The sequence below is a fragment of the Microbacterium sp. genome (assembly GCF_047607225.1).
In the GTDB taxonomy this organism is placed as follows: Bacteria; Actinomycetota; Actinomycetes; order Actinomycetales; family Microbacteriaceae; genus Microbacterium.
This window is the reverse complement of the sequence record NZ_JASGDO010000009.1, coordinates 1-26,298: the sequence shown is the minus strand read 5'-3', so window position 1 is coordinate 26,298 and position 26,298 is coordinate 1. Positions and strand designations below refer to the sequence as shown.

Here is a 26,298-nt window from a genome sequence, read left to right as displayed (position 1 = left end):
TGGCTGCTCCTCCTGGCCCTCGCCGTGGTCGCCGTCGGCGCCCTCGCGGGAGCCGTGGGACGGGCGCGCCACGCGTCGTCGGCGTCCGCACGACGCAGGCGCGCCCGTCCCACGGCTCCCGCGAGGGCGCCGACGGCGACCACGGCGAGGGCCAGGAGGAGCAGCCACGGCGAGGGCTGCTCGGGGATCGCGCCGAGCACGGGGATGCCGGGCACCACTCCGAGCGCGGTCCCTCCGGGTGAGACGGCCGTGCCGACGCCCACCGCGAACCCCGGGCCCGCGGCGTAGGCCGCCCCCCACACGATCATCGCGGGGAGGTAGAGGAGCTGACCGGCGGCGACCACGATCGCACCGACGAGGTCGACGTGGGCCGCCTCGAACAGGGCGAGGATCCGCCCGGCGCCGACCGCGACGGCAAGGGCCAGCACCGCTGCCCCCACCCCGACGAGCCCCATCGCTCCGGCCGCGGCACCCCGCGCCGAGGCGGCGACCGTGGTCGGGTCGAGGTCGAGACGCTCTCGCACCCGGTCGAGAAGGCCCGCGTCGCCGTCGCGCCAGGCACGGCACGCGGCAGCGCTCAGGGCCGGGAGACCATAGACGGCCGCGGGGAGCAGCACCGCGGCCGCGAGGTCGGTGGACACGATTGCGTCCACGACCGATCGTGTCGTCGACAGCGCCGCGAGCAGGGCCAGGAGCGCCACGACCGCCGTGCCGCTGACCGCGCCGACGGCCCACGCTCCCGCGCGCGCCGCGCGCAGTCCCGACCGCGCCGCGAACAGGGCCGTGAAGACGGCGAACGCGAGCGGCGCGAGCGACAACACGAACCCCGTGCCGTCGGCCGGGATCCCGACATCGGTGGCGTATTGCGCGTCGATGTGCACCTCGAGAGGCACGAGGTGTCCCGCCTGCCAGATCCGCACCGCCGTGGGCCACAGCGCTCCCCAGTCCGCGTCGCCCGGTAGCCCCAGGGACCACAGCAGGGTCAACGGCGCCAGGGATGCGGCGAGACCGACCGCGACGGCGACGAGGGCGTCGAGGGCGGAGAGGAGGGCGACGAGGAGGCGGTTCATGCGGCTTCGACCCTACCGAGCGCTCGTGCGCGTTCCCGGGGGACGCGCGGGCGCGATACCGTCAATCCCAGGAGGATCCATGACCAACCGCGCCACCACGGCATCGACGACCGAGCCCAGCCCCCGAGGAGCCCTCGACCGCTACTTCGGAATCACCCGCCGCGGATCCACCGTCGGCGCGGAGGTCCGCGGAGGCCTCGTGACCTTCGTCACGATGGCCTACATCGTGATCCTCAACCCGATCATCCTCAGTGGCAAGCCCGACGTCGCCGGCCAGGCGCTCGAGTTCGACCAGGTCGGCGCCGTCACCGCCCTGACCGCCGGGGTCATGACGATCCTCTTCGGACTCGTCACCCGCCTGCCGTTCGCCTTCGCCGCCGGTCTCGGCATCAACGCGTTCGTCGCCTTCAGCGTCGTCGGCGAGGTCACCTGGCCGGAGGCGATGGCGCTCGTCGTCATCAACGGCCTCATCATCGTCCTGCTCGCGGCGACCGGTCTGCGCAAGATGATCTTCGACGCCGTCCCCGTCCAGCTCAAGCTCGCCATCACGGTGGCCATCGGCCTCTTCATCGCCTTCATCGGCTTCGTCAACTCCGGGTTCGTGACCGCGACGCTGTCCGCCTCGCCGCCCGTCGGCCTCGGCGTGGCGGGTTCGGTCGCCACGATCCCCACGCTCCTGTTCGTCATCACGCTCCTGATCACCGGAGTGCTCGTGGCCCGCAAGGTGAAGGGCGGCATGCTGATCGGTCTCGTCACCGGCACCGTGCTGGCAGTGATCGCCGAGGCGATCTGGCACCTGGGACCGGCCACCGAGAAGGCCGGCGGCTGGAGCCTGACGATCCCGGCACTCTCCGGCGCCCCGGTGAGTCTTCCGGATCTGTCCTTGGTCGGCGCCGTGGACTTCGGCTTCGACTTCTCCCGCGTGGGGCTCGTGACTCTCGTGATGCTCGTCTTCACCCTCGTGTTCTCGAACTTCTTCGACGCGATGGGCACGATGACCGGGCTCGCGAAGGAAGCGGGACTGGCCGACGAGAAGGGCGACTTCCCGCGCATCAAGTCGGCCCTCGTCGTCGAGGGCGTCGGAGCCGTCGTCGGCGGTTCGACCTCCTCCTCGTCGGCGACGGTCTTCATCGAGTCCGGCTCCGGAATCGGCGAGGGGGCCCGGACAGGCCTGGCCAACGTCGTCACGGGACTCATGTTCCTCCTCGCGATGTTCTTCACCCCGCTCACCTCGATCGTGCCGACCGAAGTCGCCGCGGCCGCGCTGGTGATCGTCGGAGCGATGATGCTCGCCCAGATCGCCCACATCGACCTGACCGACTTCCGCGTGCTGCTGCCGGTCTTCCTCACCGCCACCGTCATGCCCTTGACCTACTCGATCGCCAACGGCATCGGAGCGGGATTCGTCAGCTGGGTGCTCGTGCACGCGCTGTCGGGACGGGGCAAGACGATCAGCCCGCTCCTGTGGATCGTCGCGGGAGGGTTCGTGATCTTCTTCGCCCGCGGTCCCATCGAGACGCTGCTGGGCGCCTGAGCCGTACGTCAGCGGCCGGGTTCAGCGCGGCTGCGAGAACGCCGCGTCGAACGAGGCGTGCGGCGGAGTGATCGCGGCGAGATCACGAACGAACGCGAGCGCCTCGGGAGCGCCCACGAGGCGGTCCATCCCCGCGTCCTCCCATTCGACGCTCGTCGGCCCGTCGTAACCGATCGCGTTGAGGGCGCGGAAGAGCGGCTCCCACGGCACGGAGCCGTGGCCGGTCGACACGAAGGTCCAGCCGCGCCGCGGATGGGACCACGGCAGGTGTGAGCCGAGCACGCCGTTGCGGCCATCGAGGTGCGTGACCGACTCCTTGCAGTGCACGTGGAAGATCCGGTCGGCGAAGTCGAGGACGAACGCGACACTGTCCAACTGCTGCCACACGAAGTGCGACGGATCGAAGTTGAAGCCGAAGCTCGGGCGGTGACCGATCGCCTCGAGCGTGCGCTGGGCCGTCCAGTAGTCGTAGGCGATCTCGGACGGGTGCACCTCGAGGGCGAAGCGCACCCCCACCTCGTCGAAGACGTCGAGGATCGGATTCCACCGGTCGGCGAAGTCCCGGTAGCCGGCGTCGATCATCTCCTCGGTCGCGGGAGGGAACATCGCGACGTATTTCCAGATGCTCGACCCGGAGAAGCCGTTGACGGTGTCGACGCCGAGAGCGGCGGCGAATCGTGCCGTGTCGGCCAGCTCGGCCGCGGCACGCTGCCGCACCCCTTCGGGATCCCCGTCGCCCCACACACGATCGGGCACGATGTCGCGGTGACGCTGATCGATCGGATCGTCACAGACCGCTTGCCCGACGAGGTGCTGCGAGATCGCCCACACCCCCAGTCCGTGGCGTTCCAGGATCGCCCGCCGGGACTGGACGTACTCGGCGTCGGCCCACCGCGACACATCGATGTGGTCTCCCCAGCAGGCGATCTCGAGACCGTCGTAGCCCCACTCACCCGCGAGGCGCGCGACCTCCTCGAACGGCAGATCGGCCCATTGACCGGTGAACAGGGTGATCGGGCGAGCCATGTCAGTGCCTTCCTCTGGGCCGTCAGCCGACGGCGGTCCAACTCGATCCGTCGCCGGCGCTGCGCTCGACGGCGTCGAGCACGCGCTGGACGTGGAGGCCGTCCGCGAACGACGGACGGGGCGCCGTCCCCTCGGCCACGGCGGCGACGAAGTCCACGACCTGGTGCGAGAACCCGTGCTCGTACCCGAGCATGTGGCCCGTCGGCCACCACGATCCGGCATAGGGATGCACCGGGTCGGTGACGAGGATGGTCCGGAACCCCTGCTCCCCGGCCGGATCGGTCGCGTCGTAGAACTCCAGCTCGTTCTGACGCTCGAGGTTGAAGGCGAGGGCGCCGAGTGCACCGGAGACCTCGATCGTGAAGCCGTTCTTGCGGCCCGTGGCAAAGCGCGTGGCCTCGAAGGAGCCCAGCGCCCGGTAGCCGTCGCCGCCGGAGAACCGACCGGCGAACAGGGCGATGTCGTCCACCGTCACGACGCCCCGCTCCGAGGACGCGGTGCCCGACAGGCCGACGCCTTCGCCGAGCAGAGGACGCTCGCGGACCACGGTGTCCAGGACACCCGAGACGGTCTCCAGGGAGAGCCCCGTGATGAACTCCGCGAGGTCGATCGCGTGGGCGCCGATGTCGCCGAGCGATCCCGACCCCGCGCGGTCCTTCTGCAGACGCCACGTGAGGGGCGCCTCGGCGTCGGACAGCCAATCCTGCCGATAAGCCGCCCGCACCTGGCGGATCTCCCCCAGGCGACCGGCCGCCACGAGATCCCTCGCGAAGGTCGCGGCGGGCACCCGGCGGTAGGTGAAGCCCACCATCGAGCGGATCCCGCGGTCGGCGGCGGCCTCGGCGGCCAGCGCCATCTCCTCCGCCTCGGCCACGGAGTTGGCCAGCGGCTTCTCACACAGCACGTGCTTGCCGGCCGCGAGGGCGGCCAGGGCGATCTCGGCGTGCGTGTCACCGGGCGTCACGATGTCGACGATGTCGATGTCGTCGCGCTCGAGCACGGCCCGCCAGTCCGAGGCGGACTCCGCCCAGCCCCACCTCTGTGCGGCCGCAGCAGCGGCGGCGGGATCGCGCCCCACGAGCACCGTCATCTCCGGCGCAAGGGGCAGGTCGAAGAATCGGGGCGCGACGCGCCATCCCTGAGAGTGGGCGGCTCCCATGAAGCCATGGCCGATCATCGCGACGCGAAGGGCGTTCGTCACAGTCATCTCCGTTGATCGCAGCCGCTCTCACCGCACGAGGGACCGCGCTTGAGCGAATTGACGTTTGCGACAACATAACAGGCCGCGTCCGGACACCGCGGGGTTTTGCGCAACCCCGGGCGGTCGGACGCGGCCTGGTGACGAAATCACCCGCGGCGTGCGGGAACCGTGCGAGCGATCAGAGCGATTCGATGATCTCGCGCATGAGGGCGGCCGTCTCGGACGGGGTCTTCCCGACCTTGACGCCCGCGGCCTCGAGGGCTTCCTTCTTGGCCTGCGCCGTGCCGGCAGAGCCCGACACGATCGCTCCGGCGTGGCCCATCGTCTTGCCCTCGGGAGCGGTGAACCCGGCGACGTAGCCGACGACCGGCTTCGTGACGTTCGCCTTGATGTAGTCGGCCGCACGCTCCTCGGCGTCGCCGCCGATCTCACCGATCATGACGATCGCCTTCGTCTCGGGGTCGGCCTCGAAGGCGGCGAGCGCATCGATGTGGGTCGTGCCGATGACGGGGTCTCCGCCGATGCCGATGGCGGTGGAGAAACCGAGGTCGCGCAGCTCGAACATCATCTGGTAGGTCAGGGTGCCCGACTTCGACACGAGGCCGATCGGCCCCTTTCCGGTGATGTTGGCCGGGGTGATCCCGACCAGCGCCTCGCCGGGGGTGATGATGCCGGGGCAGTTCGGGCCGATGATGCGCGTCTTGTTGCCGCGGCTCTTCGCATAGGCCCACGCCTCGGCGGTGTCACCGACGGGGACCCCCTCGGTGATGACCACGAGGAGCGGGATGTCGGTGTCGATGGCCTCGATCATCGCGTCCTTCGTGAACGCGGGGGGCACGAAGGCGATCGAGACGTCAGCGCCGGTCTTCTCGATCGCCTCGGCGACGGAGCCGAAGACGGGGAGCTCGACCGCGTTGCCGTCCTTGTCGGTGTGCGACACGGTCGTGCCCGCCTTGCGCGCGTTCACGCCGCCGACAACGTTGGTGCCTGCCTTCAGCATGAGCGCCGTGTGCTTGGTGCCCTCGCCGCCGGTGATGCCCTGGACGATGACCTTGGAGTCCTTGTTCAGATAGATCGACATAGTCCTCTTCCTTCTGTCTCGTCGCGGCTCAGGCGTTCGCGAGCTCGGCGGCCTTGTCGGCGCCCTCGTCCATGCCGGCGGCCAGGGTGACCAACGGGTTGTTCGCAGCGGCGAGGATGGCGCGCCCCTCCTCCACCTGGTTGCCGTCCAGACGCACGACGAGCGGCTTGGTGGCGGCATCGCCCAGGATCTCGAGGGCCTTCACGATGCCCTCCGCCACCGCGACGCAGCTCGTGATTCCGCCGAACACGTTGACGAAGACGCTCTTGACCTGCTCGTCGCCGAGGATCACGTCGAGCCCCGCCGCCATGACGGTGGCCGAGGCGCCACCGCCGATGTCGAGGAAGTTGGCGGGCTTGACGCCGCCGTGCTTCTCGCCCGCGTAGGCGACGACGTCGAGCGTCGACATGACGAGCCCGGCACCGTTTCCGATGATGCCGACCTGACCGTCGAGCTTGACGTAGTTCAGTCCCGACGCCTTGGCCTTGGCCTCCAGCGGGTCGGCGGCGTCCTTGTCCTCGAGCTCTTCATGCTCGGGGTGGCGGACCTCGCTCGCGTTGTCGTCGAGGGTCACCTTGCCATCGAGCGCGATGATGTTGCCGTCGGCGTCCTGGATGAGTGGGTTGACCTCGACGAGGGTGGCACCCTCACCGGTGTAGACGTCGTAGAGCTTGACGAAGACGGCGGCCACCTTCTCCACGAGGTCTTCGGGGAAGTTCGCCGCGCGGGCGATCTCGACGGCCTTCTGCGCGTCGATGCCCTGCAGCGGGTCCACCTCGACGCGAGCGAGGGCCTCGGGCTTCTCGACGGCGAGCTGCTCGATCTCCATGCCGCCCTCGACCGAGCACAGGCTGAGGTACGACCGGTTGGCGCGGTCGAGGAGCACCGAGAAGTAGAACTCCTTCTCGATGCGGGCGCCCGCGGCGACCATCACACGCTTGACGACGTGGCCCTTGATATCCAGACCCAGAATGGCCTCGGCAGCGGCGAACGCCTCGTCGGGCGTCTTGGCGACCTTCACACCGCCGGCCTTGCCTCGACCTCCCGTCTTGACCTGGGCCTTGACGACGACGACGCCACCGAGCTTCTCGGCGGCGGCCTTCGCCTCCTCGGGGGTGTCGGCGACGATGCCGGCAAGCACCGGCACCTCGTACTTCTCGAACAGGTCTCGTGCCTGGTACTCGTAGAGATCCACGTGCAATCCTTCGCTGGGCGACGGTGGGTTTCGATGCCGAAAAAGTCTCGATGTCGAGAGATCGACCAGTGTCCCAGCCTAGTACCTGCGCCTGAGTGCCCCTCGCCCGCGACGCACGAGCAGTAGGCTTTCAGCCACCATGAGCGACCCGACCGCCACGCCCGCCCGCCACACCGTCGTCGCCGCCGCGTTGGAGCTGTTCGCCACGCAGGGGTTCGAGGCCACCTCGGTGGAGCAGATCGCCCAGGCGGCCGGGGTTTCCCGCTCGACCTTCTTCCGTCAGTTCGGTGGCAAGGACGACGTCGTCTTCACCGATCACGACGATCTGCTCTCCCTCTTGCGGTCCTTCCTCGCGACGCCTCACGAGAACCCGTGGTCGGCGGTGTGCGCCGCCTCCGTCGAGGTGTTCCGCCACTTCGCCGCCGACCCCGAGCTCGCCCGCCGCCGGTACACCGTCGTGCGTCAGGTGCCGGCGCTGCGAGAGCGCGAGATCGTCACGGTCTTCCAGTACGAGCGTGTCTTCGACGACTACCTGCGCAGCGCTCTGCCCGGGATCGACCCCGTGGAGTCGGTGGCCTTCGCGGCGGCGGTGACCGCGGTGCACAACCATGTGCTGCGACGGCTCCTGCGCGGCACCGTGCCGGTGGATCCGTCCGTCCTCACCGCCGCGTACGACGATCTCCTGCACCGCTTCGGCGTCCATCCGGCGGGCGAGGAGCCGGCGGTCGACGACCTCGTCATCGCCGCGTTCCCCCGTCGGATGCCGGCGGCGGAGATCGCTCGGCGGCTCCGGTCGGAACTGGAGTGACGGGCCCACTCGCAAGAATGGAACGCGGTTTCGCGTGACGTGACACTCCGTCCCGCGGGCGAGTACGCTATCCCCATGGATGCGCAGTTCCCCGGGCAGTCGGTCGACGGCTACGACGTCACCGCCCCGCTCGACAGCGACTACTACGCCGTGTTCGCCGACATCTCCGCCGAGGACCGCGCGGTGTGGGACCGCGCCCGCGCATTCATCGACGGCCTGGGCGGACGGATGGCCGCGGCATGGGACGGCGCGGACTATCCCATGGATCTCGCCCGACGCCTCGGCGAGCTCGACCTCCTCAACGACGGGGTCGTGCACCCCGCTCTCACCCGGTTCTCACCGCTGGCCGCCGGACTCGTGAACATGGAGGTCTCCCGCGGTGACGGCTCACTCGGGACCGTCATCGCGGTGCAGGGCGGCCTGGCTCTGCGCACCCTCGCCCTCTTCGGCAGTGAGGAGCAACAACGCCGCTGGCTCGTCCCGATCGCCCGTGCCGACGTTCCGGCGGCGTTCGCGCTGACCGAACCCGATCACGGTTCCGACTCGGTGTCCCTGGAGACCACCGCGCGTCGTCACGGCGACGGCTGGATCCTCCGCGGCGCGAAGAAGTGGATCGGCAACGGCGCCGCGGGAGGGCTCGCCTTCGTGTGGGCCCGCATCGACGACGAAGGGGCCGCACACCACGGAGCCGTCCGCTGCTTCCTCCTCGAGCAGGCGCTGCCCGGATACACCGGCACCGTGATCACCGGCAAGGCGTCCCTCCGAGCGATCCACCAGGCCCACATCACCCTCGACGACGTCCACGTGGGCGACGAGGCGCTGCTGCCGGGAGCGCAGAGCTTCCGCGACGCCTCCACGGTGCTCCACTCCACTCGGTCGGGTGTCGCGTGGTCCGCCCTCGGCCACGCGACGGCGTGCTACGAGACCGCGCTGCAGTACGCCGGGGAGCGCATGCAGTTCGGGAAGCCGCTGGCGCGATTCCAGATGGTGCAGGAACGCCTTGCCCAGATGCTCGCCGACCTGACCTCGATGCAGCTCTACTGTCGCCGCCTCGCCGACCTCGAGTCCGGCGGGGTCCTCCGACCCACGCAGGCATCGCTCGCGAAGTACCACAACACGCGCGCGGCGCGACGGATCGCCGCGACCGCCCGCGACCTTCTGGGTGGCAACGGCATCCTCCTCGAGTACGGGGTGGCCCAGCACATGGCCGACATCGAGGCCATCCACACCTACGAGGGCACCGAGAGCGTCCAGGCGCTGCTCCTCGGCCGCGACATCACGGGGGTCAGCGCGTTCGCGTGAGGAGGAGACCGGCCGGGCGCGTCCGCACCCGGCCGACCCTCCGCTCAGCGCCGGATGAGGGAGCCCGATCCGCTCTCGCTCAGACGGCCCTCGACCTCTGCGCCACGACGGACCACGAGGTCGCCGGCCCCCTGCTCTCGGACGCTGCCGTCGACCTCCGCGCGGGACTCCACCGTGACGCCGCCCGTGCCGCTCTCGGTGACGCTGCCGTCGACGCTTCCCGCGATACGGATGCTTCCCGCGCTCTTCTCGGTCACGCTGCCGTCGACCTCACCGGCTCGCTCCACGATCACCCCGCCACCGTCCGCCTCGGTGAGTCGTCCTCCCACATCGCCGGAGACCCGGATGTCTCCGTGGCCCTTCTCGCTGACGGACCCGTCGACCTCACCCCGAACGGTGATCCCACCGGTCCCGGTCTCGGTGACACTCCCCTCGACCTCGCCTCGAGCGCCCACGACGATCGAGCCCTTGCCGGACTGTCGGACGTTGCCGGTGACGGTGCCGTGGATCGTGATCGTGCCGCCCGAGACGATCAGGTCGCCGCGGACGGTCTTCCCGGCGGCGACGGTGTAGTCACCGCTGCGTACGGTGTCGGCGGCCGACGCGGCGGCGGGGATCCCGGCCGCGAGCAGTGCCGTGGTGGCGCCGAGCGCTGCCAGACGTGACATCTTCATGATGAGTCCTCTCGTAATCGCCGGGGCGCAGGATGTCGGCCGCCGTGCAGGATCCATTCGACGGGATCCGGCTAAGCCCGCCATGAACCGTCGATGAGACGCCTCTTAGGGCCAGCGGACAGACCCCGTCGCGGTCGGCCACCCCCTCGCCAACCCCGATGGCGGCGGGCAGGATGAGGGCGTGTACGAGATCCCTGCCCCCATGCTCGCCAAGTCCGTGCCCGAGATCCCCCGGACCGACCGCGTCCCGGGCGGGCTCAGCTACGAGCCCAAGTGGGATGGCTTCCGTGCCCTCGTCGCCTGGGACGGACGCGAGGTCGTGATCGGTTCGCGCGGCTCCAAGCCACTGACGCGGTACTTCCCCGAGCTGGTCGACGCCTTCGCCCGGCTTCTGCCCGAGCCCTGCCTCCTCGACGGCGAGATCGTCGTCGCCGTCGGGGAACCGGGGGCTCAGCGACTGGACTGGAGTGCGCTCTCGCAACGCATCCACCCGGCCGCCTCACGTGTGGCGCTGCTGAGTGAGGCCACTCCGGCCATGTTCATCGCCTTCGATCTCCTCGCCCGCGGCCAACGCGACCTGCAGTCGGCCCCGTTCGCCGAGCGGCGGGAGGAGCTCGTGGACCTCTTGGCCGGGGTTCCCGCGCCCGTGCACGTCACCCGCACGACCGCCGATGCCGACGCCGCCGCCCGCTGGCTCGCCGAGTTCGAGGGGGCGGGACTGGACGGTGTGGTCGCCAAGCCCCTGACCTCTCCCTACGCGCCCGGCAAGCGCACGATGTTCAAGATCAAGCACGCCCGCACGGCCGACGTGGTCGCGGTGGGGTACCGGGTGCACAAGAGCGGTGAAGGAGTCGGTTCGCTCCTGGTGGGCTTGTACGGTTCGGACGGCGAGCTACACAACGTGGGCGGGGTGTCGGCCTGGAGCGATGCACGCCGGCGCGAGCTGATCGACGATCTCGCCCCGTTGGTCGAGCGCGACGAGGACGGTGCGGCGGTCGTCGGCGAGACCGACCGTTCCCGCTACTCGTCGGCGTCCGACGTCTCGTTCGTGCGACTGCGTCCCGAACGCGTGCTCGAGGTGCGCTACGACCAGCTGGAGGGATCGAGGTTCCGCCACACCGTGCAGTTCGAGCGGTGGCGTCCCGACCGTGACCCGCGGTCGTGCACGTATGAACAGCTCGAGAGCGTGACCGCCTACGACCTCGGAGCCGTGCTGGACTGACCGGCACCGTCACTCGGCGCCCCGCACGAACAGCCCGGCCGGACGAACAGATCGGGCCCGCATCGGCGCCGGACTCCAGCGGCCGGACATGCGGGCCCGAGACCTGTGAAGCCCGGGGGGGTGAGGCTTCTGATCTCCGACCTTACGCATCACCGCGGCCGCGTGGAGGGGCCTGCCGCCGTGATTATTCGGCGGCCACGACGGTATGCCGCCGGATGTTTGTCACGGTGCACGCGCGACGCCGAGATGCCAGGATCGAATCATGGCCGACGAGCACGGCGCCCCCGATCCCGACCCGACACATACCGCCGAGTTGCGGCTGGAGCCGGTCGGTTTCATCGCGCGCACCGACGCGGTCCTGCGGCTGGGCTCGATGATGCTCGGCGCGGGCGCATCGTCGGCGCGCGTGAGCGACAGCATGCTGCGCACTGCCCAGGCGGTGGGGATCGAGGAACTCCATTCGCGCGTCGGCATGAAAGACATCGTGTCCACGGCCAGCCGGGGACAGATGTTCCGCACGCGCGTGGCCGAGATCCGCAGCCCTGCCATCGACGCCGACCGGCTCACGGAGCTCAAGCGGTTGACCAACCGGCTCCGTCTGGGCATGTCGGCCGCCGAGGTCCAGCACGAGCTCGACGAGATCGAGCGGCTGCCGCGACGGTACAGCGACCTCGTTCGCGTGCTCGCGGCAGGGCTCGCCTGTGCCGCGTTCGCCCTTCTCAACAACGGCGGATGGCAGGAGTTCGTGGCGGTGGGAATCGCGGCCGCGGCAGGCCAGTCCGTCCGCATGGCGATCCACCGACTGCGCACCAACGAGTTCCTCGTCGTCTTCGCCTCGGCGCTGACGGCACTGCTGGTCTATCTGCTGGCGGCGCAGGTGTTCACGGTGCTCGGGATGCCGGGCGGCCAGCACGACGCGGCCCTCACGAGCGCCGTGCTGTATCTCGTCCCCGGGTTCCCCCTCGTCACCGGAGCCCTCGACCTCGCTCGCCTCGACCTGAACTCGGGGATCGCGCGCGTGACCTACGCGGTGCTCATCCTCCTCGCGACGGGCTCGGCGGTGTGGGGCGTGGCGGCGGTGTTCGATGCGACCGTGACGCAGACGGCCGCGCCGGTGTTCGCCGAGCCGCTGCTGTCGGTCATGCGACTGCTCGCGGGTTTCGTCGGCGTGTTCGGCTTCGCGGTGCTGTTCTCCACCCCGTGGCAGATCGCCGTGGCGGCGTCGCTCCTGGGAGGCCTCGCGAACGTGGGACGACTCGCGCTCGTCGACGCGGGCACGATGCCCGCGGTGGCCGCCGCCGCCGCCGCGCTGGCCGTCGGCATCGGGGCGTTCCTCGTGGGTGACCGGCTGCGAGCGGCCCGAGTGACGCTGACGGTGCCTGCCGTCCTCATCATGGTGCCCGGAGCCGCCGCCTACCGCTCGATCGCCGGAGTCATCGGAGGCGACACCCTCGCCGCGATCCAGAACGGGATGCAGGCGGTCTTCGTCGTCGTGGCCCTCGCCATCGGGCTGACGGTGTCGCGCGTGCTCACCGAGCGCGAGTGGCAGCGCCCGGCGCGGTGAGCTCCGTCTGACGCACCGCCGTCGCAGACGGGTTCGCCGTCGCGCACCATTTCGCCATGTGCGTGCGGGCGGTCATCGCGTACGGTCGAGGCATGGCTCCCTCTCCTCTGCACCGTCTGTTCGGCTCGCAGCCCCGCACCGTGCGCCTCGATCTGAGCGCGGCCCCCGCCGTGCCGGTCGCCGCCGGGGGCAAGCCATGGAGTCTGTGGTCGGACGCTCTCGGCACCCTCGCGATCCGCTCGCTGCAGGTGCTGATCGTCGTGGGGATCGCGGCCGCACTCATCGTCGGCATCCTGCAGCTGACCGTCGTGACCATTCCGCTGGTCCTCGCCCTCATCCTCGCCTCGGCGTTTGCTCCCGTCATGACCTGGCTGCGACGCCGCGGCGTCCCCTCGCTCCTGGCGACCCTGCTCACTCTGCTGGCGATCGTGGTGTTGCTGGGCGGGGTGACCTGGCTCATCGTGTGGGCGGTGCGCGACCAGTGGGACACCCTCGCGACGCAGGCGCAGGAGGGGTTCCAGAAGTTCCTCGCGTGGGTCGGGACGCTGCCGTTCGACATCGATCAGGCACAGATCGACGACTGGGTCGCGTCCCTCGGCGAGTTCGTCACGAGCGCCCAGTTCGGTTCGGGAGCGATCGCGGGCGTCGGCGCCGTCGCCAACTTCGTCACGGGATTCGTCCTCATGGTCGTGATGTTGTTCTTCTTCCTCAAGGACGGGCCGCAGATGTGGGCGTTCGTCCTCCGCCCGTTCCGCGGTGAGGGGTACACCCGCGCGGTGAGGATCGGCGACAAGACGGTCTCGACGCTGGGATCGTACGTCCGAGGCACGGCCACCGTCGCCGCCGTCGATGCGATCGGCATCCTCATCGGCCTCCTCATCCTGCAGGTTCCGCTCGCGATCCCGTTGGCCGTCCTGGTGTTCCTGCTCGCATTCATCCCCATCGTGGGTGCCACACTCGCCGGGATCCTCGCCGCTCTCGTCGCCCTCGTCGCGCACGGTCCGGTCATCGCCCTGATCGTCGTCGGGGTCGTCGTCCTCGTCAACCAGCTGGAGGGCAACCTCCTGCAGCCCTTCCTCATGGGCAGGACGATGAAGCTGCACGCGTTCGTCGTCCTCGTGGCCCTGACGGTGGGCACGGTGCTCGGCGGCATCGTCGGGGCCGTGCTCGCGGTTCCGCTCACCGCCGTCGCGTGGGGCGCGGTGCAGGTGTGGGACGGACCGCACACGCCCGCCCGCTGGGCGCGCCCGAAGCAGGCGGACGCCGCGACACGCTGACCGCCGCCGTTCACCGGACGGACACCCTCCCGACACCCGGCGCGTCTAGCGTGACGCGGCCGCGATGCGCGGTCCGGGAGGGAAGTTGTCACCACACGTGTTGGCCGTCGTGGCCTACGACTCTCAGCTCAAGTGGGCGATGGGCCTGCTGACCGAGTTCCGGCGACGGGGATGGTCGACGCGCGTCGTGGTGCCGGTCGACGTCCGACACTCGTTGTCGGCCGAGCAGGTGCGCGCGGCCGGCGCCGACGACGTCGGCTTCCTGCCGTGGTCGAGGGTGCTCGCCGAGGCGGCCGCGGCGGACGGCGTGGTCCTGGCGGTCCAGGGACCCCTCGTCGAACGCTTCACCGACGATCTCCACGTGAGACGCGAGGAGGATGGCGCCGCCCCGTCGGGCCCCGTCGTGATCGCGGGATGGGTCGGGATCATCATCGAGAAGATCATCGCCGGCTACCTCGATCGCTGCGCGGCGGACCTCGTCGCGGTCAACTCCGCCGACAACCTCCGGGACTTCCGCGCGGCGGCACGCCTCCTGGGGATTCCGGACGCGAATCTGCTGCTGAGCGGACTGCCCCTCCTGCCCGCGGCGCCCGCGCCGGTGGGCACCGGCCCCCTTCGCACCGTGCTGTTCGCCGATCAGCCCACCGTCCCCGCGGGGCGGGCCGACCGCGCCTACCTGTACCAGCGATTGGCGGACTACGCTCGCGCGCATCCGGATCGTCAGGTGCTGCTGCGTCCGCGGCATCGTCCGGGTGAGGGCACCTTCCATGTCATGCGTCATCACCCGGAGACGGTGCTCGCGAGCCTGCCCCCGTCACCGGACAACTTCGCCGTCACCTACGAGCCCATCACGAGCCTCCTGCCGCGGACCGACCTGCTGCTGACGGTGTCATCCACCGCCGGCCTCGAAGCGGTCGGGGCCGGCGTGCGTACGGCCTTCATCGGCGATCTGGGGGTGCACGAGAAGCACGGCAACCACGTGCTCCTCGCCTCCGGGCTCCTCGCGACGTTCGACGACCTCGAGGCGGACCGGCTGCCGACCGCGCGCCGTGCATGGCTCGACGACCTGTTCGTCCACGATGGCGACGGGGCCCCGCGACGGCCGGCCGAGCGCATCGTCGACCGCGCCGTCGAGCTCCACGCCCTGCCTCCGGGGGATCGGCCCGGAGCCGCCGTGGCGGCGAGCGCATTCGTGCGCGGCCGAATCGCGGTGCGCACGCGCCGCCGAACGATGCCGCCGATCACCCGCGTGGGCGCGCATTCCCGCGTGGGCGAGGGCCGTTTCGCGGACCTCCTCGCTCGGATCCGCGCGGAGGCGCGGCGGCGAGCGTACTGGGGCGCCCAGGCGCTCCTCCCCCGTTCATGGGTGGAGCGGCTGCGTCAGCGACGCTACTCCGGGGTGCGCCGGCCGCGGTGATGCGGCCGGGTCTAGAGGTCGAGGAGCGCAAGGGCGATGGCGACCAGACGGTCCTTGTCGAGGCGACCCTCCTGACCCCACCGCGAGTCACTCACGACGATCTCGACCCCGGGGACGAGGACCGACCCGGTCCCGCCGCCGACGGCGGCGGAGTCGGCATCGAGCCACAGTCCGACGCCGCCGCGTGCGTCGAGCCGGGGGTCGGTGAAGTACATGTCCATTCCGTACTGCGCGGCCTCTTCGGGGTCGGGGATGTCCTCAGACCCCTCGGTGATGTCGACGGAGAACCGCTGGATGTCGGTGAGGTCGTCGACACCGTCGGCCGGTGTCGCCCAGACGCATCCGATGGCATCGCTCTGCGCGGAGGAATACTCGGGGTCGAACGGAATCCCCTCGATCAGGTCGCCGACGACGGCTGCGACCTGGTCGCAGTCCGAGATGTTCGGGAGCCCGGCGTCGGGAACCTGGCCCGAGGCGCCGCCTTCCGCGCCCTGCCCCGCTTCGACCGGGACACCCGACGGGGACGGCACCGGCTCGGCGGGAGCCGAGCAGCCGGCGAGGAGCACCGCCGACAGGAGGAAGGGAGCCAACAGCGACAGGCGACGGTGAGCACTCACTCCTCCGATGTTATCGGCCCGGCTCCGTGTCCTCCGTGCGAGCGCGGCTCGGCTGCACCCGCGGCGGCTCCCCCGGCATCTTGGGGAACTCGGGCGGGAAGGGCAGCTCACCGAGGCCGTCCGCGAGGTCGCGTTCCCACCATTCCAGGAGAACGTCGATGCGTCCCGGCTCCTCGGCCAGGTGCTCCCACGGGTCGCCCTGAGTGGCGAGGCGCTCGGGGACGGTGCGCACCGTGAACGCGCCGGGGTCCACCCCCTCGGCGAGCTCCTCCCACGTGATCGGCGTGGCGACGGTGGCGGTCGGGAGAGCACGGGGGCTGTAGGCGCCGGCCATCGTCCGGTCGCGGTTGGCCTGGTTGAAATCGACGAACACGCGCCGACCGCGCTCCTCCTTCCACCAGTTGGTCGTCACGGAGGTCGGCAGTCGACGCTCCAGCTCGCGACCGGCGGCGATGACGGCATGGCGCACGTCCAGGAACTCGTGCGTCGGCTCGATGGGGCAGAAGACGTGCAGGCCGCGGTTGCCGCTCGTCTTCAGCCAGGCCTGCAGCCCCGCCTCGCGAAGAACCTCCCGCAGCACCGGGGCGACGGCGGCGGCATCGGCGAAGTCGGTCCCCGGTTGCGGATCCAGATCGATGCGCAGTTCGACGGGATTGTCGGTGTCGGCGGCCAACGATGCCCACGGATGGAACACCACCGTGTTCATCTGGACGGCCCACACGATGGCAGCGGCCTCGTCGAGCACCACCTGAGGATGGCGGCGGCCGCTGTTGTAGGTGCACATCACTTGATGGACGTACTCGGGTGCCCCTTTGGGCGGGTTCTTGGAGAAGAAGCGCTCCCCGTCGACCGTGTCGGGGAAGCGTTCCAACGACACCGGACGATGACCGTTGGCGCGCAGGAACGGCTCTGCGACGGCGGAGACGTACTCGGCCAGCTCGTGTTTCGTGACGCCGATGTCGGGATAGACGACGCGATTGGGACTTGAGAGGGAGACCTCGCGGTCACCGACCGTCACACTGATGCGCTCCGATGCCATGGCTCGACCCTAGGGGCCGGAACGGGGATGGCGACACCCCTTGCGCCGTTGCGACGGCGAGGTCAGGCCAGGGCGAGGACCGGGGCGAGATCGTCGCGGTCGAGCTCGATCCAGGGACCGGCGGGATCGACCACGACGCCGGAGATCGCCGGATCGGCGGCCAGCGCCTTGGCCAGCTGCTCCCCCGACAGCGGGAGCGGCCGGTCGCCCCGACCGACCGCGATCACCTCGAGCGGGTGCGAGAACACCTCGAGGCGCCGCCGGCCGTCCGCCGTACGTGCCTCCGCGAGACCGATGCGGCCGGCTTCGTCGGTGTTCCCCGCCACCCAGAGCCGCACCCGAGTGAGGGCGTCGGCGACCTCGGCGGCCGTCTGCGCCGTGCGCTCCCCCACGAGAAGGGCCTTGAGCGCCAGCGTCGGCTCGCTCTCCTCGAGCGCCTTCTGGATGAGCTCGGACGGCAGGATCAGCCGCGCACCGACGCTCGCGTGATCGAGGAAGAGGCCCGCGTAGGGTCCGGCCACGACGTTCTGGAAGACGGAGACGGTGGGCTGGCCGATCGCCGAGGTGGCGGAGTCGCCGTCCACGCGGACGCTGTCCTGGAGGGCGGCACCGCCGGTGAAGGCCAGCATGAAGCGCTGGTCGCCGATCGCGGTGGCGGCGATGTTGAGCGGCTGCCCGTCCGCGAGGAGAGCCTTCGCGTCGCCTTGCACGCGCACGTAGAGGTGGCCCTGCATCGCCTGACGCATGACGTTCATCACGTCGGTGTTCTGAGGCTCGGCCGGCAACGCGGCGAGCGCTTGCTTCAGAAGCACGTTGTCGGGCAGCCCGGGTACCGTCTGAGTGCGCGCGGGCGCCTCCGCAGCTGGACGCGCCGTCGAGGCCGAGCCGAACGTCGAGATCGAGATGCCGACCTCGGGCACTGCCTCCGCGGCGGCGGGAGGATCCGCCGGAGCCTCGGGCGCCTCGACGGCATCCCCGACGCTGGCTCCCGGGGCCTGTTCGTCGTCGGGCTTGCCGCGCCGGGAGAAGAGTGCCATTCCGTCAGCCTATCCGTCGCGAGGGGAGGCGCCCCGGCCGGGTGCGACCCGACCGAGGCGAGGAGACGTCCGGGGAGGCCGGGCCGTTCCCCCAGCTGCCGACGGCACCCCCTGGTGTTCCGACTCCACTACAGCATCGACGGCCGCTGGCAATGTCGGGTCAGGACACCTTCTTCGTCTTCTTCGAGGTCTTGGAGGCCGACTTGTAGCCGTCCTTCTTGCCCGTGACCTTGACCGTGATCGTCTTCCCCTTCTGCGACTTCGTGAGGGTGAACGTCGACTTCGTCGCCTTCGCGATGGCCTTTCCGCCCGCATACCACTGGTAGCGAAGGGTCGCTCCCCGCGTCCACGTTCCGGGCTCCGCGGTGAGCTTCTTGCCGACCTTGAGGGTGCCGGAGATCTTCGGAACCGACGTCCTGAGCGTCTGGATCTTCGGCGCCACGTCGAGGTTGGTGTTGATGCCACCGGTGTTCTTCGGCGCCTTCACCGTGACGCGGGTCGCCGACTCAGCGTCCGGCTTGTCCTTGTACCACTTCTCCCACACGACCGATGCTGCCGCCGTCGGTGCGGGCGTGGCCGGGGTCAGCGAGCGAGCGCCCGCGGGAAGCGCCGGAGCGGTGGTGCTCCCCGATCCCGCACCGCCTCCCGCACGGTAGAACTGCACCGCGTATTTGCCGCTCTGCAGGCCCTTGATCTTGTAAGAGCCGGACTTCGCCGCCAGGGCCCAGCCGCTGTACTCCCACTCGCCGTCCGAGGCCAGGCGGTACGCGTACACGTACGCGACGCCGTTCTTCGCGGCCGACCCCGAGACCGTCCCGGAGATCGATCCGCCGGGCTTGAGGGAGAAGTTGACGTTCGTCCGCGTCGCGCCGGTCTTGAGCGCGATCTTCGTCGCGGTCTTCCAGTCCGACTTGCCCTTGTACCACTGCCCGGCAGCGGTGCCGTCGTTCGGCATCACCCGGACCTTGTACGAGCCGGCGGGAAGCTGGTCGACACGGTAGGTGCCCGAGGCGCTGAGCCACGTGCTGCGGAGGTAGACGCGCTTATCGGTGAAGACGCCGACCTCGACGTTCTTCAGCGTCGCGCCGGACCCCTTCGGGAGCGTGACCTTGCCGCTGAGGACGGCGCCCTTGACGAGTTTCGCGTTGAGCGTGCGGGTCTGCCCGGCCGTCACCGTGACCTTGGCGGCAGACGCCCACGTGGAGGTGTTGTTCCACCACTGTCCCAGCACGTTGAGGCCGTAGGCGGAGAAGTTGACCTTGTATGTGCCTGCCGGCACGTTCTCCAGGCGGTAGGTGCCGTCGGCCTTGACGCTCGTGCTGTTGAGGTAGACCTCCTTCGTGGCCGAGTACACCGCCACGTAGAGTCCGCTCGTGTTCGTGAGTTTGATGCCGGCCGGGAGGGTGACCTTGCCCTTCAGCACCGCCGATTTCACGAGGCTCGCGTTGATCCCGGTCTTGACGTCGCCGCCCTCGACTTTGAGGGTCGTCGCCGTCTCGAAGCTCGCCTTCTTGTTCCACCACTGCTCGGTGGCGCCGTTCGCGCTGAACGCGATCTTGTAGGAGCCGGCGGGAACGCCCGTGAGGGTGTAGTTCTTCGAGCCCTGGTCGTACTGCCAGGACGCCTCCACACCGCGCGTGCGGTCCTTCGCGTCGACGATCCGGATCGACGGCCACTCGACCCCCGCGGGAACCGTGAAGGTGCCCTTGATGGTCGCCCCGCGTTCGAGCTTTGCGTCGATTCCGGTGATGTTCGCGCCGGCGGTGACCTTGAGGATCGTCGCGGTGCTCCAGTCCTTCTGGTTCTTCCACCACTGGCCCGCGAGCCCGGACGTGTCGCTCACGCTGAACTTGACCTTGTAGTCACCGGCAGCGACGCCCGAGATGGTGTAGGTGCCGTCGGCCGAGACGGTGGCCCACTTGTACTCACCGGTCGAGACTCCCGAGGCGTTGACCGTGAGGCTCCCGGGGGAGACGGACACGCCGGAGGGCACGGTGACCTTCCCGGAGATCGTCGCGGTGTCCGCGGCCTGCGCGGCGGCGGGGGCGAAAGTGAACAGTGCCGCCGTGAGCACCGCGACCAGAGCGATGCCGACGGAGCGAAGGCGCGATCGTGTGCGCATGGACTCTCCCAGAGGTGGATGTCGTGGCGCACCAGCGGGAGCACCCAGGGTCACATTAGGGCATTCTCATGTCGCACGACGAGGACATGTCGGAACGCTGAGTAACGGTGCGGTGAAGGGGCCGCCCTCACAACTTGATGATCGGGGCGATCTTGATGAGGAGCTTCTTGGCGCCTGCCGCATCGAAACGCACGTGCGCGACGCGCTTGGCCCCTTCGCCCGTGACCATGTCGACGCGACCTTCGCCGAAGTCGTCATGGCGGATCCGGTCGCCCGGGGCGAGCTCGAGGTCGCCGTTGTCACGGACCTTGGCGGGGATCCGATTGGCGAACTTCTCGAGCGAACCCGCCGGTCGCTCGCGCGGCGGCAAGGGCACGAGATCGTCGCCGTAACGACGGCCGCCTCCGCCGGCGCCGCGCGAACCCGGGCGAGCGTTCAGGGCGCGCGACTGTGCCCCGCCGCGCGAGTTGACGTCGCCCGGCGACTGACGCCAGTCGATCAGGTCGTGCGGAATCTCCTGGAGGAACCGGCTCGGCATCGCGACCGAGACCTCGCCGAACTGCGCCCGCGTCATCGCGAGAGACAGATGGAGCTTCTTGCGCGCACGCGTGAGGGCCACGTAGAACAGCCGGCGCTCCTCCTGCGGCCCTCCGGGCTCGCCCGCCGAGATGCGGTGCGGGATCAGGTCTTCTTCCACTCCCGTGACGAAGACGGCGTCGTACTCCAGGCCCTTTGCGGTGTGCATCGTCATGAGCGAGACCGTCCCCGACGCGTCATCGAGGTCGTCGGCGTCGGAGACGAGCGCCACCTCGGTGAGGAAGTCGAGGATCGTGCCGTCGGGATTGTTGCGGGCGAACTCTCGGGTGACGGCGACGAGCTCCTCGAGGTTCTCCACGCGCGCTTCGTCCTGCGGGTCCTTGGACATCCGGAGCGCGTCGAAGTACCCCGACTTGTTCAGCAGCGTCGTGAGGCCCTCGGTGACCGACGTCGACGAGGCGACCTCGCCGCTGGCCGGCAGCATGATCTCCGCGGCTTCGGCCAGCACGGCGTCGAGCTGCGCGATCGCCTTCTGGATCTTGGGCCCCACCCCCAGAGCCGACCCGTTGGCGAGCGCCTCGCGGAACGAGATCCCCTCCTCCGCGGCGTAGCGCGCGATGGCCGTCTCGGTGACGTCGCCGATGCCCCGCCGCGGCTTGTTGAGGATGCGACGGACCGCCAGGTCGTCGGCAGGGTTCGCGACCGCGATGAGATAGGCCATCGCATCCTTGATCTCGGCGCGGTCGTAGAACTTGGTGCCGCCCATGATCTTGTAGGGCACGGCGGACCGGATGAAGATCTCCTCCAAGGCACGTGACTGCGAGTTCGTGCGATAGAACACCGCGATCTGGCCGTACGGAAGGCCCTTCCGATGCAGCGCCTCGATCTCATCGGCGACGAACTGCGCCTCGTCGTGCTGCGAGTACCCGGTGAAGCCGATGATGGGGTCGCCCGCGCCGACGTCGGTCCACAGCTTCTTGTCCTTGCGATCGAAGTTGTGGCTGATCACCGCGTTGGCCGCCGACAGGATGTTCTGCGTCGAACGGTAGTTCTGCTCCAGGAGGACGACCTTGGCGCCCGGGAAGTCCCGCTCGAACTCCGAGATGTTGCGGATGTCCGCGCCGCGGAAGGCATAGATCGACTGATCGGAGTCGCCGACGACCGTGAGAGACGCCCCCTCGAGCTCCGGTGCGTCGGCCGTGTCGAAGATCATCATGCCGCCGCTGGAGAAGGCGTCTCCGGCGCCGGAGACGGGCCTGGTGAGCTCGTGGATCAGCGAGTACTGCGCGTGGTTGGTGTCTTGATACTCGTCGACGAGGATGTGCCGGAAGCGCCGGCGGTAGACGTCGGCCACGCGCGGGAAGGCGCGGAACAGATAGACCGTCTGCGCGATGAGATCGTCGAAGTCGAAGGCGTTGGCCTTCTGCAGAGCGCGCTGATAGTCGGCGAAGATCTCGGCGAAGATCCGCTCGGCGGGATCGCTGAGGTTGGCTTGCCGGGCGAAGGACTCGGCGTCGGCGAGCTCGTTCTTGAGCTTGGAGATCCGCCCCTGCACCGACGCCGGGGTGAGACCGAAGGCGTCGGCGTCGTGGTCTTTGACGAGCCGTTTGATGAGGGCTCGGGAGTCACCCGAATCGTAGATCGTGAAGTTGCGCGTGAAGCCGAACTGCTCGGCCTCGCGGCGGAGGATGCGGACGCACGCCGAGTGGAAGGTGGAGATCCACATTCCCTGGGACGCCTCGCCGACGAGCTGGTGGACGCGCTCGCGCATCTCGCCCGCCGCCTTGTTGGTGAAGGTGATGGCGAGGATCTGACTCGGCCACGCTTCGCGGTTGCGCAACAGGGACGCGATCCGGTGCGTGAGCACTCGCGTCTTGCCCGAGCCGGCACCGGCGACGATCAGCAGCGCAGGACCGCGGTAGGTGACCGCCTCTCGCTGCGGCGGGTTCAGTCCGCGCAGCAGATCGTCGTCGGCGCGAGCGCCCCGCCCCTGCGGACCTGGCGCATCGGCGCCGACGATGACGGGTGTGCTCGGGTCGCTCATGACCCCCCAAGTCTAGGCTCGGGCACCGACACCGGTCATCGCACGCGGGGAGGGATCGGGGAGGACGGCAGCGACGGCAGCCGGCTTCGTCTGCACCGGCTGCCCCACCGTCCGACGGGCGACGAGGGTCACGGCGAATGCCAGCGCGCACAGCACGGGCCCGAGGGGCGCCAGCGCCGCCACCGGCGAGCCGGCAGCGACCAGGGCCGCCGCCGCAATGGCGGGGGCGAGGACGAGCTCGGCCCGCAGCAGGTCGACCAGTTGTCGCACTCCGAGCGTGCGCTGCGCCTTCGGAGTGATCCAGAAGACCGCTCGGCGGCCGATGGCCGTGCGCACGACGGCGGAGAGCACGACGAACATCACCGAGGAGTAGAGCACTCCGGCAAGGAGGAGAAAGACGACGCCGGCGGCGGGGCGCTGAACGCGCGTTCGGCGGGTGGCCTCGGGAATCAGAGGGGCGACGGCGCTGAGGGCGGTGAGAGCCATCGCCCACAGCGGCGGGGTGGTGCCGTGCATCGCGAGGCTCACCCCCGACACCATGGCCGCCACGCCGGCCAGCGCGGCCAGCGGGACCAGCGCGGTCTCCAGCAGCACGTCGAGCCGACCGCGCCCCTGCCACCCGCGGAGCTGGCCGGGTCGCCGAAGGAACTCCACGGCGCCCTCCGTCGTCTTGCGCATCTGGGTGCGGAACGACCGGTAGTCGATCGGGTAGTCCTCCGCGAACGCGACATCGACGTTGACGAGCCGCCACCCGCGGCGACGCAGGGCCACCGAAAGGGCGAGGTCCTCGGCGACGACCTCGGGGACGCCCCCCACATCGTCGATCGCGGCGGCGCGGACGAGCGCGCCCCGGCCGAGGAGGGCGACGACCCCCGCCGCCTCCCGGCCTCGTCGCGTGGTCTCCAGGTGGGTCTCCAGCAGCGGCCCGAAGTAGCGCGAGAACCACGACCTGCCCGGGCGGGCGGTGGGGAGCGCTTGAGCGACGGCGACCGTCGGGTCGGCCAGCGCCGAGGCGCACCGGCGAGCGAGGTCGGGAGGCAGGACCACGTCGCTGTCGCAGAGGAGGTAGGCGTCGAACTCGCCCCGCAGCGCGGCAAGACCGTGATTGAGGTTGCCGGCCTTGTAGCCGCTGCGCTGCGCCCTCCGGATGATCCGGCACCCGTATGCGGCCGCGAAGGCGTCCAGCCGTGCTTGCGCATCCGGATCACGGGAGTCGTCGAGGATGACCGTGGCCACCGGGACGTCCTGGCGCATGCTCGTCGCGATCGCCGGGAGGTCGGCATCGTCGGCGACGCAGTAGACGAGAGCGACGCGCAGGTCGGGCGCGGCGGCTGGCGCCTCGTGACCCTCATCGTCTCGAGAACGTCTGGCGACGGCAGCGCGCACCCAGAGCCCGACGGACCGGAACCCCGTGCTCCACAGCACGAGGCTCGCGACGACGAAGATGGTCGCCGCACCGGCCGCAGCGCCCGCGGACGCGGCCCACAGCGCGAGGACACTGCCGAGAAGGCCCACCAGCACGACGGCCACGGCGGGAGTGAGACGGGCAAGGAGGCGGCGAATAATCACATGCCGAGTATATATATACCTGCAAATGGTTTACCTCAGGGATCACCCTGATCCTGCCCGGATCTCGTCGGCGGGGGTGCTACAGCAGGCGACGCTCGGACGCCCACACCGTCAGTTCATGTCGCGACGACAGCTGCAGTTTGCGGAGGACCGATGACACGTGGGTTTCCACCGTCTTGACGGAGATGAACAGCTCGGCGGCGACTTCCTTGTACGCGTAGCCGCGCGCGATGAGGCGCATGACCTCCTGCTCCCGGGCCGAGAGGCGGTCCAGTTCGTCGTCGACGGCGGCGGTCTCACCCGCGACGGCGCCGAAGGCGTCCAGGACGAAGCCGGCCAGCCGCGGCGAGAAGACGGCGTCACCGCCGGCGACGGCGTGCACGGCGGCGCTCACCTCGCCTCCGGAGGAGCCCTTCGTGATGTAGCCGCGGGCGCCGGCGCGGATCACCCGCACGACGTCCTCGGCGGCGTCCGAGACGCTCAGCGCGAGAAAGCGCGCGGTCGTGGGCAGACACCCACGGATCACGGACTCCCCGCCCGAGGCGTCGGCCACGCCCGCACCGCCGGGGAGGTGCACGTCGAGAAGGACGACATCGGGCATCGTGCGGCCGATGACCTCGATCGCCGACGCGACGTCGGCGGCTTCGCCCACCACCTCCACGGACGCATCCAGATCCGCCCGCAGGCCCGACCGGAAGATCGAGTGGTCGTCGACGATCACGACCCGCAGCTTGTCAGGCATACCGGCCTCCCGCCGTGGTGAGCCGCAGATGCACCTCGGTCCCGCCCCCGGCGCCCGGACGGATCGTGGCGGTCCCGCCGATCCGGCGCATCCGCCCCACGATCGACTCCCGCACTCCCCAGCGATCGGCCGGGACGGCCTCGGGATCGAACCCCGGACCGCGGTCGCGGACGAAGACGTCGACGGACGAGGCTGTCCCCTCGATGTAGACGGAGATGTCGCCTCCGGCATGACGGGCCGCGTTGAGCATCGCCTCGCGGGCCGCCGCCGCCACTTCGCCGCTCGCGCGCTCCGTCGAGGAGCCCGCCGAGACGACGTCGATCCGCACCGGATAGTCCAGCTCCAGGCCTCCCGCGTAATCCCGAAGGTCGGTCGGCAGGTCGCTGTCGGCGGGAGCGTCGCCGTCGTAGAGCCAGGCACGCAGCTCTCGCTCCTGCGCCCGCGCCAGACGGGCAGCCTCGCTCGACGCACCCGCCCGGTTCTGGATGAGCGCGAGGGTCTGCAGCACCGAGTCGTGCAGATGCGCCGCCATCTCCGCGCGTTGCTCCTCCCGCACGCGGGCGATCCGCTCCCCCGACAGCTCCCGATACCGTTCGATCGGCGTCGAGACCAGAACGCACGCGGTGCCCCCGAGCGGGATGAGGACGACCGCAAGGACGACGAGCCCGTCGTCGTCGATACGCTGCGCCGAGACCCAGGCCGCCACGAGCATCACCGCGACTGCGAGAAGGCGTACGACGAGCGCATGGCGAGGGCCACGGGCCGGGTCGCGGCGGTCGATGAGTGCGGCCCACCATCCGGCACCGGTCGCCGTGACCGTCGTGAAGACCACTGCCGCCGCAAGCCCCACCGGGACCGACACCCAGCGGGGGCCCACCCACACGACCGTGGTGGCGTCGATCCCCCACGCACCGAGGATCCCGATGAAGCCGACCGCAGACGCCGCGATGAGGACCCACGCCACAGGAGCGCGGCGCGTCGGCGAGTCCTCACCGTCCTCCCACGGCACGAACGCCCACAGCCACAGGTAGAGGAGCACGCCGGCGCCCGCGAGCAACGCGAGGGTCACGAACAGCGCCCGAACGACGGTCTCGGATGCCCCGAGGTGTCGCGCGACGCCGGCCGACACCCCTGCCACGGCGCACGATCGCGGGCGCCGGAGAGGCGGGCGCGCCGTTGCCCCCGCCGCGCTGGGCCACCGCGACGGCCGAACGGGGCGC

21 protein-coding genes are annotated in these 26,298 nt (G+C 70.2%); 7 read left to right on the top strand and 14 right to left on the bottom strand.

Annotated features, from left to right (window positions below; all coding sequences use genetic code 11):
- A partial coding sequence (locus tag QM591_RS01150) for a DUF6350 family protein (protein WP_415128736.1) occupies nt 1–1,070 on the bottom strand: 1,070 nt, incomplete at its 3' end.
- A gap of 79 nt (nt 1,071–1,149) precedes the next feature.
- Here QM591_RS01150 and QM591_RS01145 point away from each other — a divergent pair.
- Complete coding sequence (locus QM591_RS01145) at nt 1,150–2,604, top strand: NCS2 family permease (protein ID WP_415128734.1); 1,455 nt, start codon at nt 1,150–1,152, stop codon at nt 2,602–2,604.
- Between the two features lie 21 nt (nt 2,605–2,625).
- On the opposite strand, the gene QM591_RS01140 is transcribed toward QM591_RS01145, so the two are convergent.
- From QM591_RS01140 to sucC, 4 genes are all read right to left on the bottom strand, one after another.
- Nucleotides 2,626–3,630, bottom strand: coding sequence for a sugar phosphate isomerase/epimerase family protein (locus QM591_RS01140; RefSeq protein WP_415128732.1), 1,005 nt, complete (start codon nt 3,628–3,630; stop codon nt 2,626–2,628).
- A 22-nt stretch (nt 3,631–3,652) separates the two neighbouring features.
- Nucleotides 3,653–4,807 (bottom strand): Gfo/Idh/MocA family protein, encoded by a 1,155-nt coding sequence (locus tag QM591_RS01135; RefSeq protein ID WP_415128740.1) that lies wholly within the window; start codon nt 4,805–4,807, stop codon nt 3,653–3,655.
- A gap of 202 nt (nt 4,808–5,009) precedes the next feature.
- Nucleotides 5,010–5,912, bottom strand: a complete 903-nt coding sequence (gene sucD, locus QM591_RS01130; RefSeq protein WP_067163872.1) for a succinate--CoA ligase subunit alpha — start codon at nt 5,910–5,912, stop codon at nt 5,010–5,012.
- 28 nt (nt 5,913–5,940) lie between these two features.
- On the bottom strand, nt 5,941–7,107 hold the full coding sequence (gene sucC, locus QM591_RS01125; RefSeq protein ID WP_415128729.1) for an ADP-forming succinate--CoA ligase subunit beta: 1,167 nt from the start codon (nt 7,105–7,107) through the stop codon (nt 5,941–5,943).
- Nucleotides 7,108–7,246: 139 nt separating this feature from the next.
- Here sucC and QM591_RS01120 point away from each other — a divergent pair, with 139 nt between their 5' ends.
- Nucleotides 7,247–7,915 carry a TetR/AcrR family transcriptional regulator gene (locus QM591_RS01120; RefSeq protein WP_415128727.1) on the top strand — a complete coding sequence of 223 codons (669 nt, stop codon included), beginning with the start codon at nt 7,247–7,249 and terminating at the stop codon, nt 7,913–7,915.
- 75 nt (nt 7,916–7,990) lie between these two features.
- A complete protein-coding gene (locus QM591_RS01115) occupies nt 7,991–9,217 on the top strand; it encodes an acyl-CoA dehydrogenase family protein (protein WP_415128725.1) in 1,227 nt (408 codons plus the stop codon).
- A 44-nt stretch (nt 9,218–9,261) separates the two neighbouring features.
- On the opposite strand, the gene QM591_RS01110 is transcribed toward QM591_RS01115, so the two are convergent.
- Nucleotides 9,262–9,891: a polymer-forming cytoskeletal protein gene (locus QM591_RS01110; protein ID WP_415128723.1), complete on the bottom strand. Its 630-nt coding sequence runs from the start codon at nt 9,889–9,891 to the stop codon at nt 9,262–9,264.
- A gap of 202 nt (nt 9,892–10,093) precedes the next feature.
- Here QM591_RS01110 and QM591_RS01105 point away from each other — a divergent pair, with 202 nt between their 5' ends.
- From QM591_RS01105 to QM591_RS01090, 4 genes are all read left to right on the top strand, one after another.
- A complete protein-coding gene (locus tag QM591_RS01105) occupies nt 10,094–11,113 on the top strand; it encodes an ATP-dependent DNA ligase (protein ID WP_415128738.1) in 1,020 nt (339 codons plus the stop codon).
- Nucleotides 11,114–11,375: 262 nt separating this feature from the next.
- Complete coding sequence (locus QM591_RS01100; RefSeq protein WP_415128721.1) at nt 11,376–12,677, top strand: threonine/serine ThrE exporter family protein; 1,302 nt, start codon at nt 11,376–11,378, stop codon at nt 12,675–12,677.
- A gap of 92 nt (nt 12,678–12,769) precedes the next feature.
- Nucleotides 12,770–13,954, top strand: a complete 1,185-nt coding sequence (locus QM591_RS01095) for an AI-2E family transporter (RefSeq protein ID WP_415128719.1) — start codon at nt 12,770–12,772, stop codon at nt 13,952–13,954.
- Between the two features lie 64 nt (nt 13,955–14,018).
- Nucleotides 14,019–15,371 carry a DUF6716 putative glycosyltransferase gene (locus tag QM591_RS01090; protein ID WP_415128717.1) on the top strand — a complete coding sequence of 451 codons (1,353 nt, stop codon included), beginning with the start codon at nt 14,019–14,021 and terminating at the stop codon, nt 15,369–15,371.
- A gap of 11 nt (nt 15,372–15,382) precedes the next feature.
- On the opposite strand, the gene QM591_RS01085 is transcribed toward QM591_RS01090, so the two are convergent.
- The 8 genes from QM591_RS01085 to QM591_RS01050 all read right to left on the bottom strand — a co-directional run.
- The gene (locus QM591_RS01085) at nt 15,383–15,988 is read right to left on the bottom strand and encodes a hypothetical protein (protein ID WP_415128715.1); all 606 of its coding nucleotides are present in this window, start codon (nt 15,986–15,988) and stop codon (nt 15,383–15,385) included.
- Between the two features lie 10 nt (nt 15,989–15,998).
- Entirely contained in the window at nt 15,999–17,027 is a 1,029-nt protein-coding gene (ligD, locus tag QM591_RS01080; RefSeq protein WP_415128713.1) for a non-homologous end-joining DNA ligase, read from the bottom strand.
- 62 nt (nt 17,028–17,089) lie between these two features.
- Complete coding sequence (locus tag QM591_RS01075; protein ID WP_415128711.1) at nt 17,090–18,064, bottom strand: SseB family protein; 975 nt, start codon at nt 18,062–18,064, stop codon at nt 17,090–17,092.
- 160 nt (nt 18,065–18,224) lie between these two features.
- A complete protein-coding gene (locus tag QM591_RS01070) occupies nt 18,225–20,186 on the bottom strand; it encodes a hypothetical protein (RefSeq protein ID WP_415128709.1) in 1,962 nt (653 codons plus the stop codon).
- A 127-nt stretch (nt 20,187–20,313) separates the two neighbouring features.
- On the bottom strand, nt 20,314–22,767 hold the full coding sequence (locus QM591_RS01065) for an ATP-dependent helicase (RefSeq protein ID WP_415128707.1): 2,454 nt from the start codon (nt 22,765–22,767) through the stop codon (nt 20,314–20,316).
- Between the two features lie 12 nt (nt 22,768–22,779).
- A complete protein-coding gene (locus QM591_RS01060) occupies nt 22,780–24,336 on the bottom strand; it encodes a glycosyltransferase family 2 protein (protein ID WP_415128705.1) in 1,557 nt (518 codons plus the stop codon).
- A gap of 79 nt (nt 24,337–24,415) precedes the next feature.
- Complete coding sequence (locus tag QM591_RS01055; protein WP_415128703.1) at nt 24,416–25,078, bottom strand: LuxR C-terminal-related transcriptional regulator; 663 nt, start codon at nt 25,076–25,078, stop codon at nt 24,416–24,418.
- Nucleotides 25,071–26,298: PspC domain-containing protein (locus tag QM591_RS01050; protein ID WP_415128701.1), on the bottom strand; the 1,228-nt coding region annotated here is incomplete at its 5' end. The genes QM591_RS01050 and QM591_RS01055, both read right to left, overlap by 8 nt.

Coding starts and splice junctions, on each gene's coding strand:
- QM591_RS01145 (WP_415128734.1), top strand. CDS start 1,150: ATGACCAACCGCGCCACCACGGCATCGACGACCGAGCCCAGCCCCCGA.
- QM591_RS01140 (WP_415128732.1), bottom strand. CDS start 3,630: ATGGCTCGCCCGATCACCCTGTTCACCGGTCAATGGGCCGATCTGCCG.
- QM591_RS01135 (WP_415128740.1), bottom strand. CDS start 4,807: ATGATCGGCCATGGCTTCATGGGAGCCGCCCACTCTCAGGGATGGCGC.
- sucD (WP_067163872.1), bottom strand. CDS start 5,912: ATGTCGATCTATCTGAACAAGGACTCCAAGGTCATCGTCCAGGGCATC.
- QM591_RS01120 (WP_415128727.1), top strand. CDS start 7,247: ATGAGCGACCCGACCGCCACGCCCGCCCGCCACACCGTCGTCGCCGCC.
- QM591_RS01115 (WP_415128725.1), top strand. CDS start 7,991: ATGGATGCGCAGTTCCCCGGGCAGTCGGTCGACGGCTACGACGTCACC.
- QM591_RS01110 (WP_415128723.1), bottom strand. CDS start 9,891: ATGAAGATGTCACGTCTGGCAGCGCTCGGCGCCACCACGGCACTGCTC.
- QM591_RS01105 (WP_415128738.1), top strand. CDS start 10,094: ATGCTCGCCAAGTCCGTGCCCGAGATCCCCCGGACCGACCGCGTCCCG.
- QM591_RS01100 (WP_415128721.1), top strand. CDS start 11,376: ATGGCCGACGAGCACGGCGCCCCCGATCCCGACCCGACACATACCGCC.
- QM591_RS01095 (WP_415128719.1), top strand. CDS start 12,770: ATGGCTCCCTCTCCTCTGCACCGTCTGTTCGGCTCGCAGCCCCGCACC.
- QM591_RS01090 (WP_415128717.1), top strand. CDS start 14,019: ATGCGCGGTCCGGGAGGGAAGTTGTCACCACACGTGTTGGCCGTCGTG.
- ligD (WP_415128713.1), bottom strand. CDS start 17,027: ATGGCATCGGAGCGCATCAGTGTGACGGTCGGTGACCGCGAGGTCTCC.
- QM591_RS01075 (WP_415128711.1), bottom strand. CDS start 18,064: ATGGCACTCTTCTCCCGGCGCGGCAAGCCCGACGACGAACAGGCCCCG.
- QM591_RS01070 (WP_415128709.1), bottom strand. CDS start 20,186: ATGCGCACACGATCGCGCCTTCGCTCCGTCGGCATCGCTCTGGTCGCG.
- QM591_RS01065 (WP_415128707.1), bottom strand. CDS start 22,767: ATGAGCGACCCGAGCACACCCGTCATCGTCGGCGCCGATGCGCCAGGT.
- QM591_RS01055 (WP_415128703.1), bottom strand. CDS start 25,078: ATGCCTGACAAGCTGCGGGTCGTGATCGTCGACGACCACTCGATCTTC.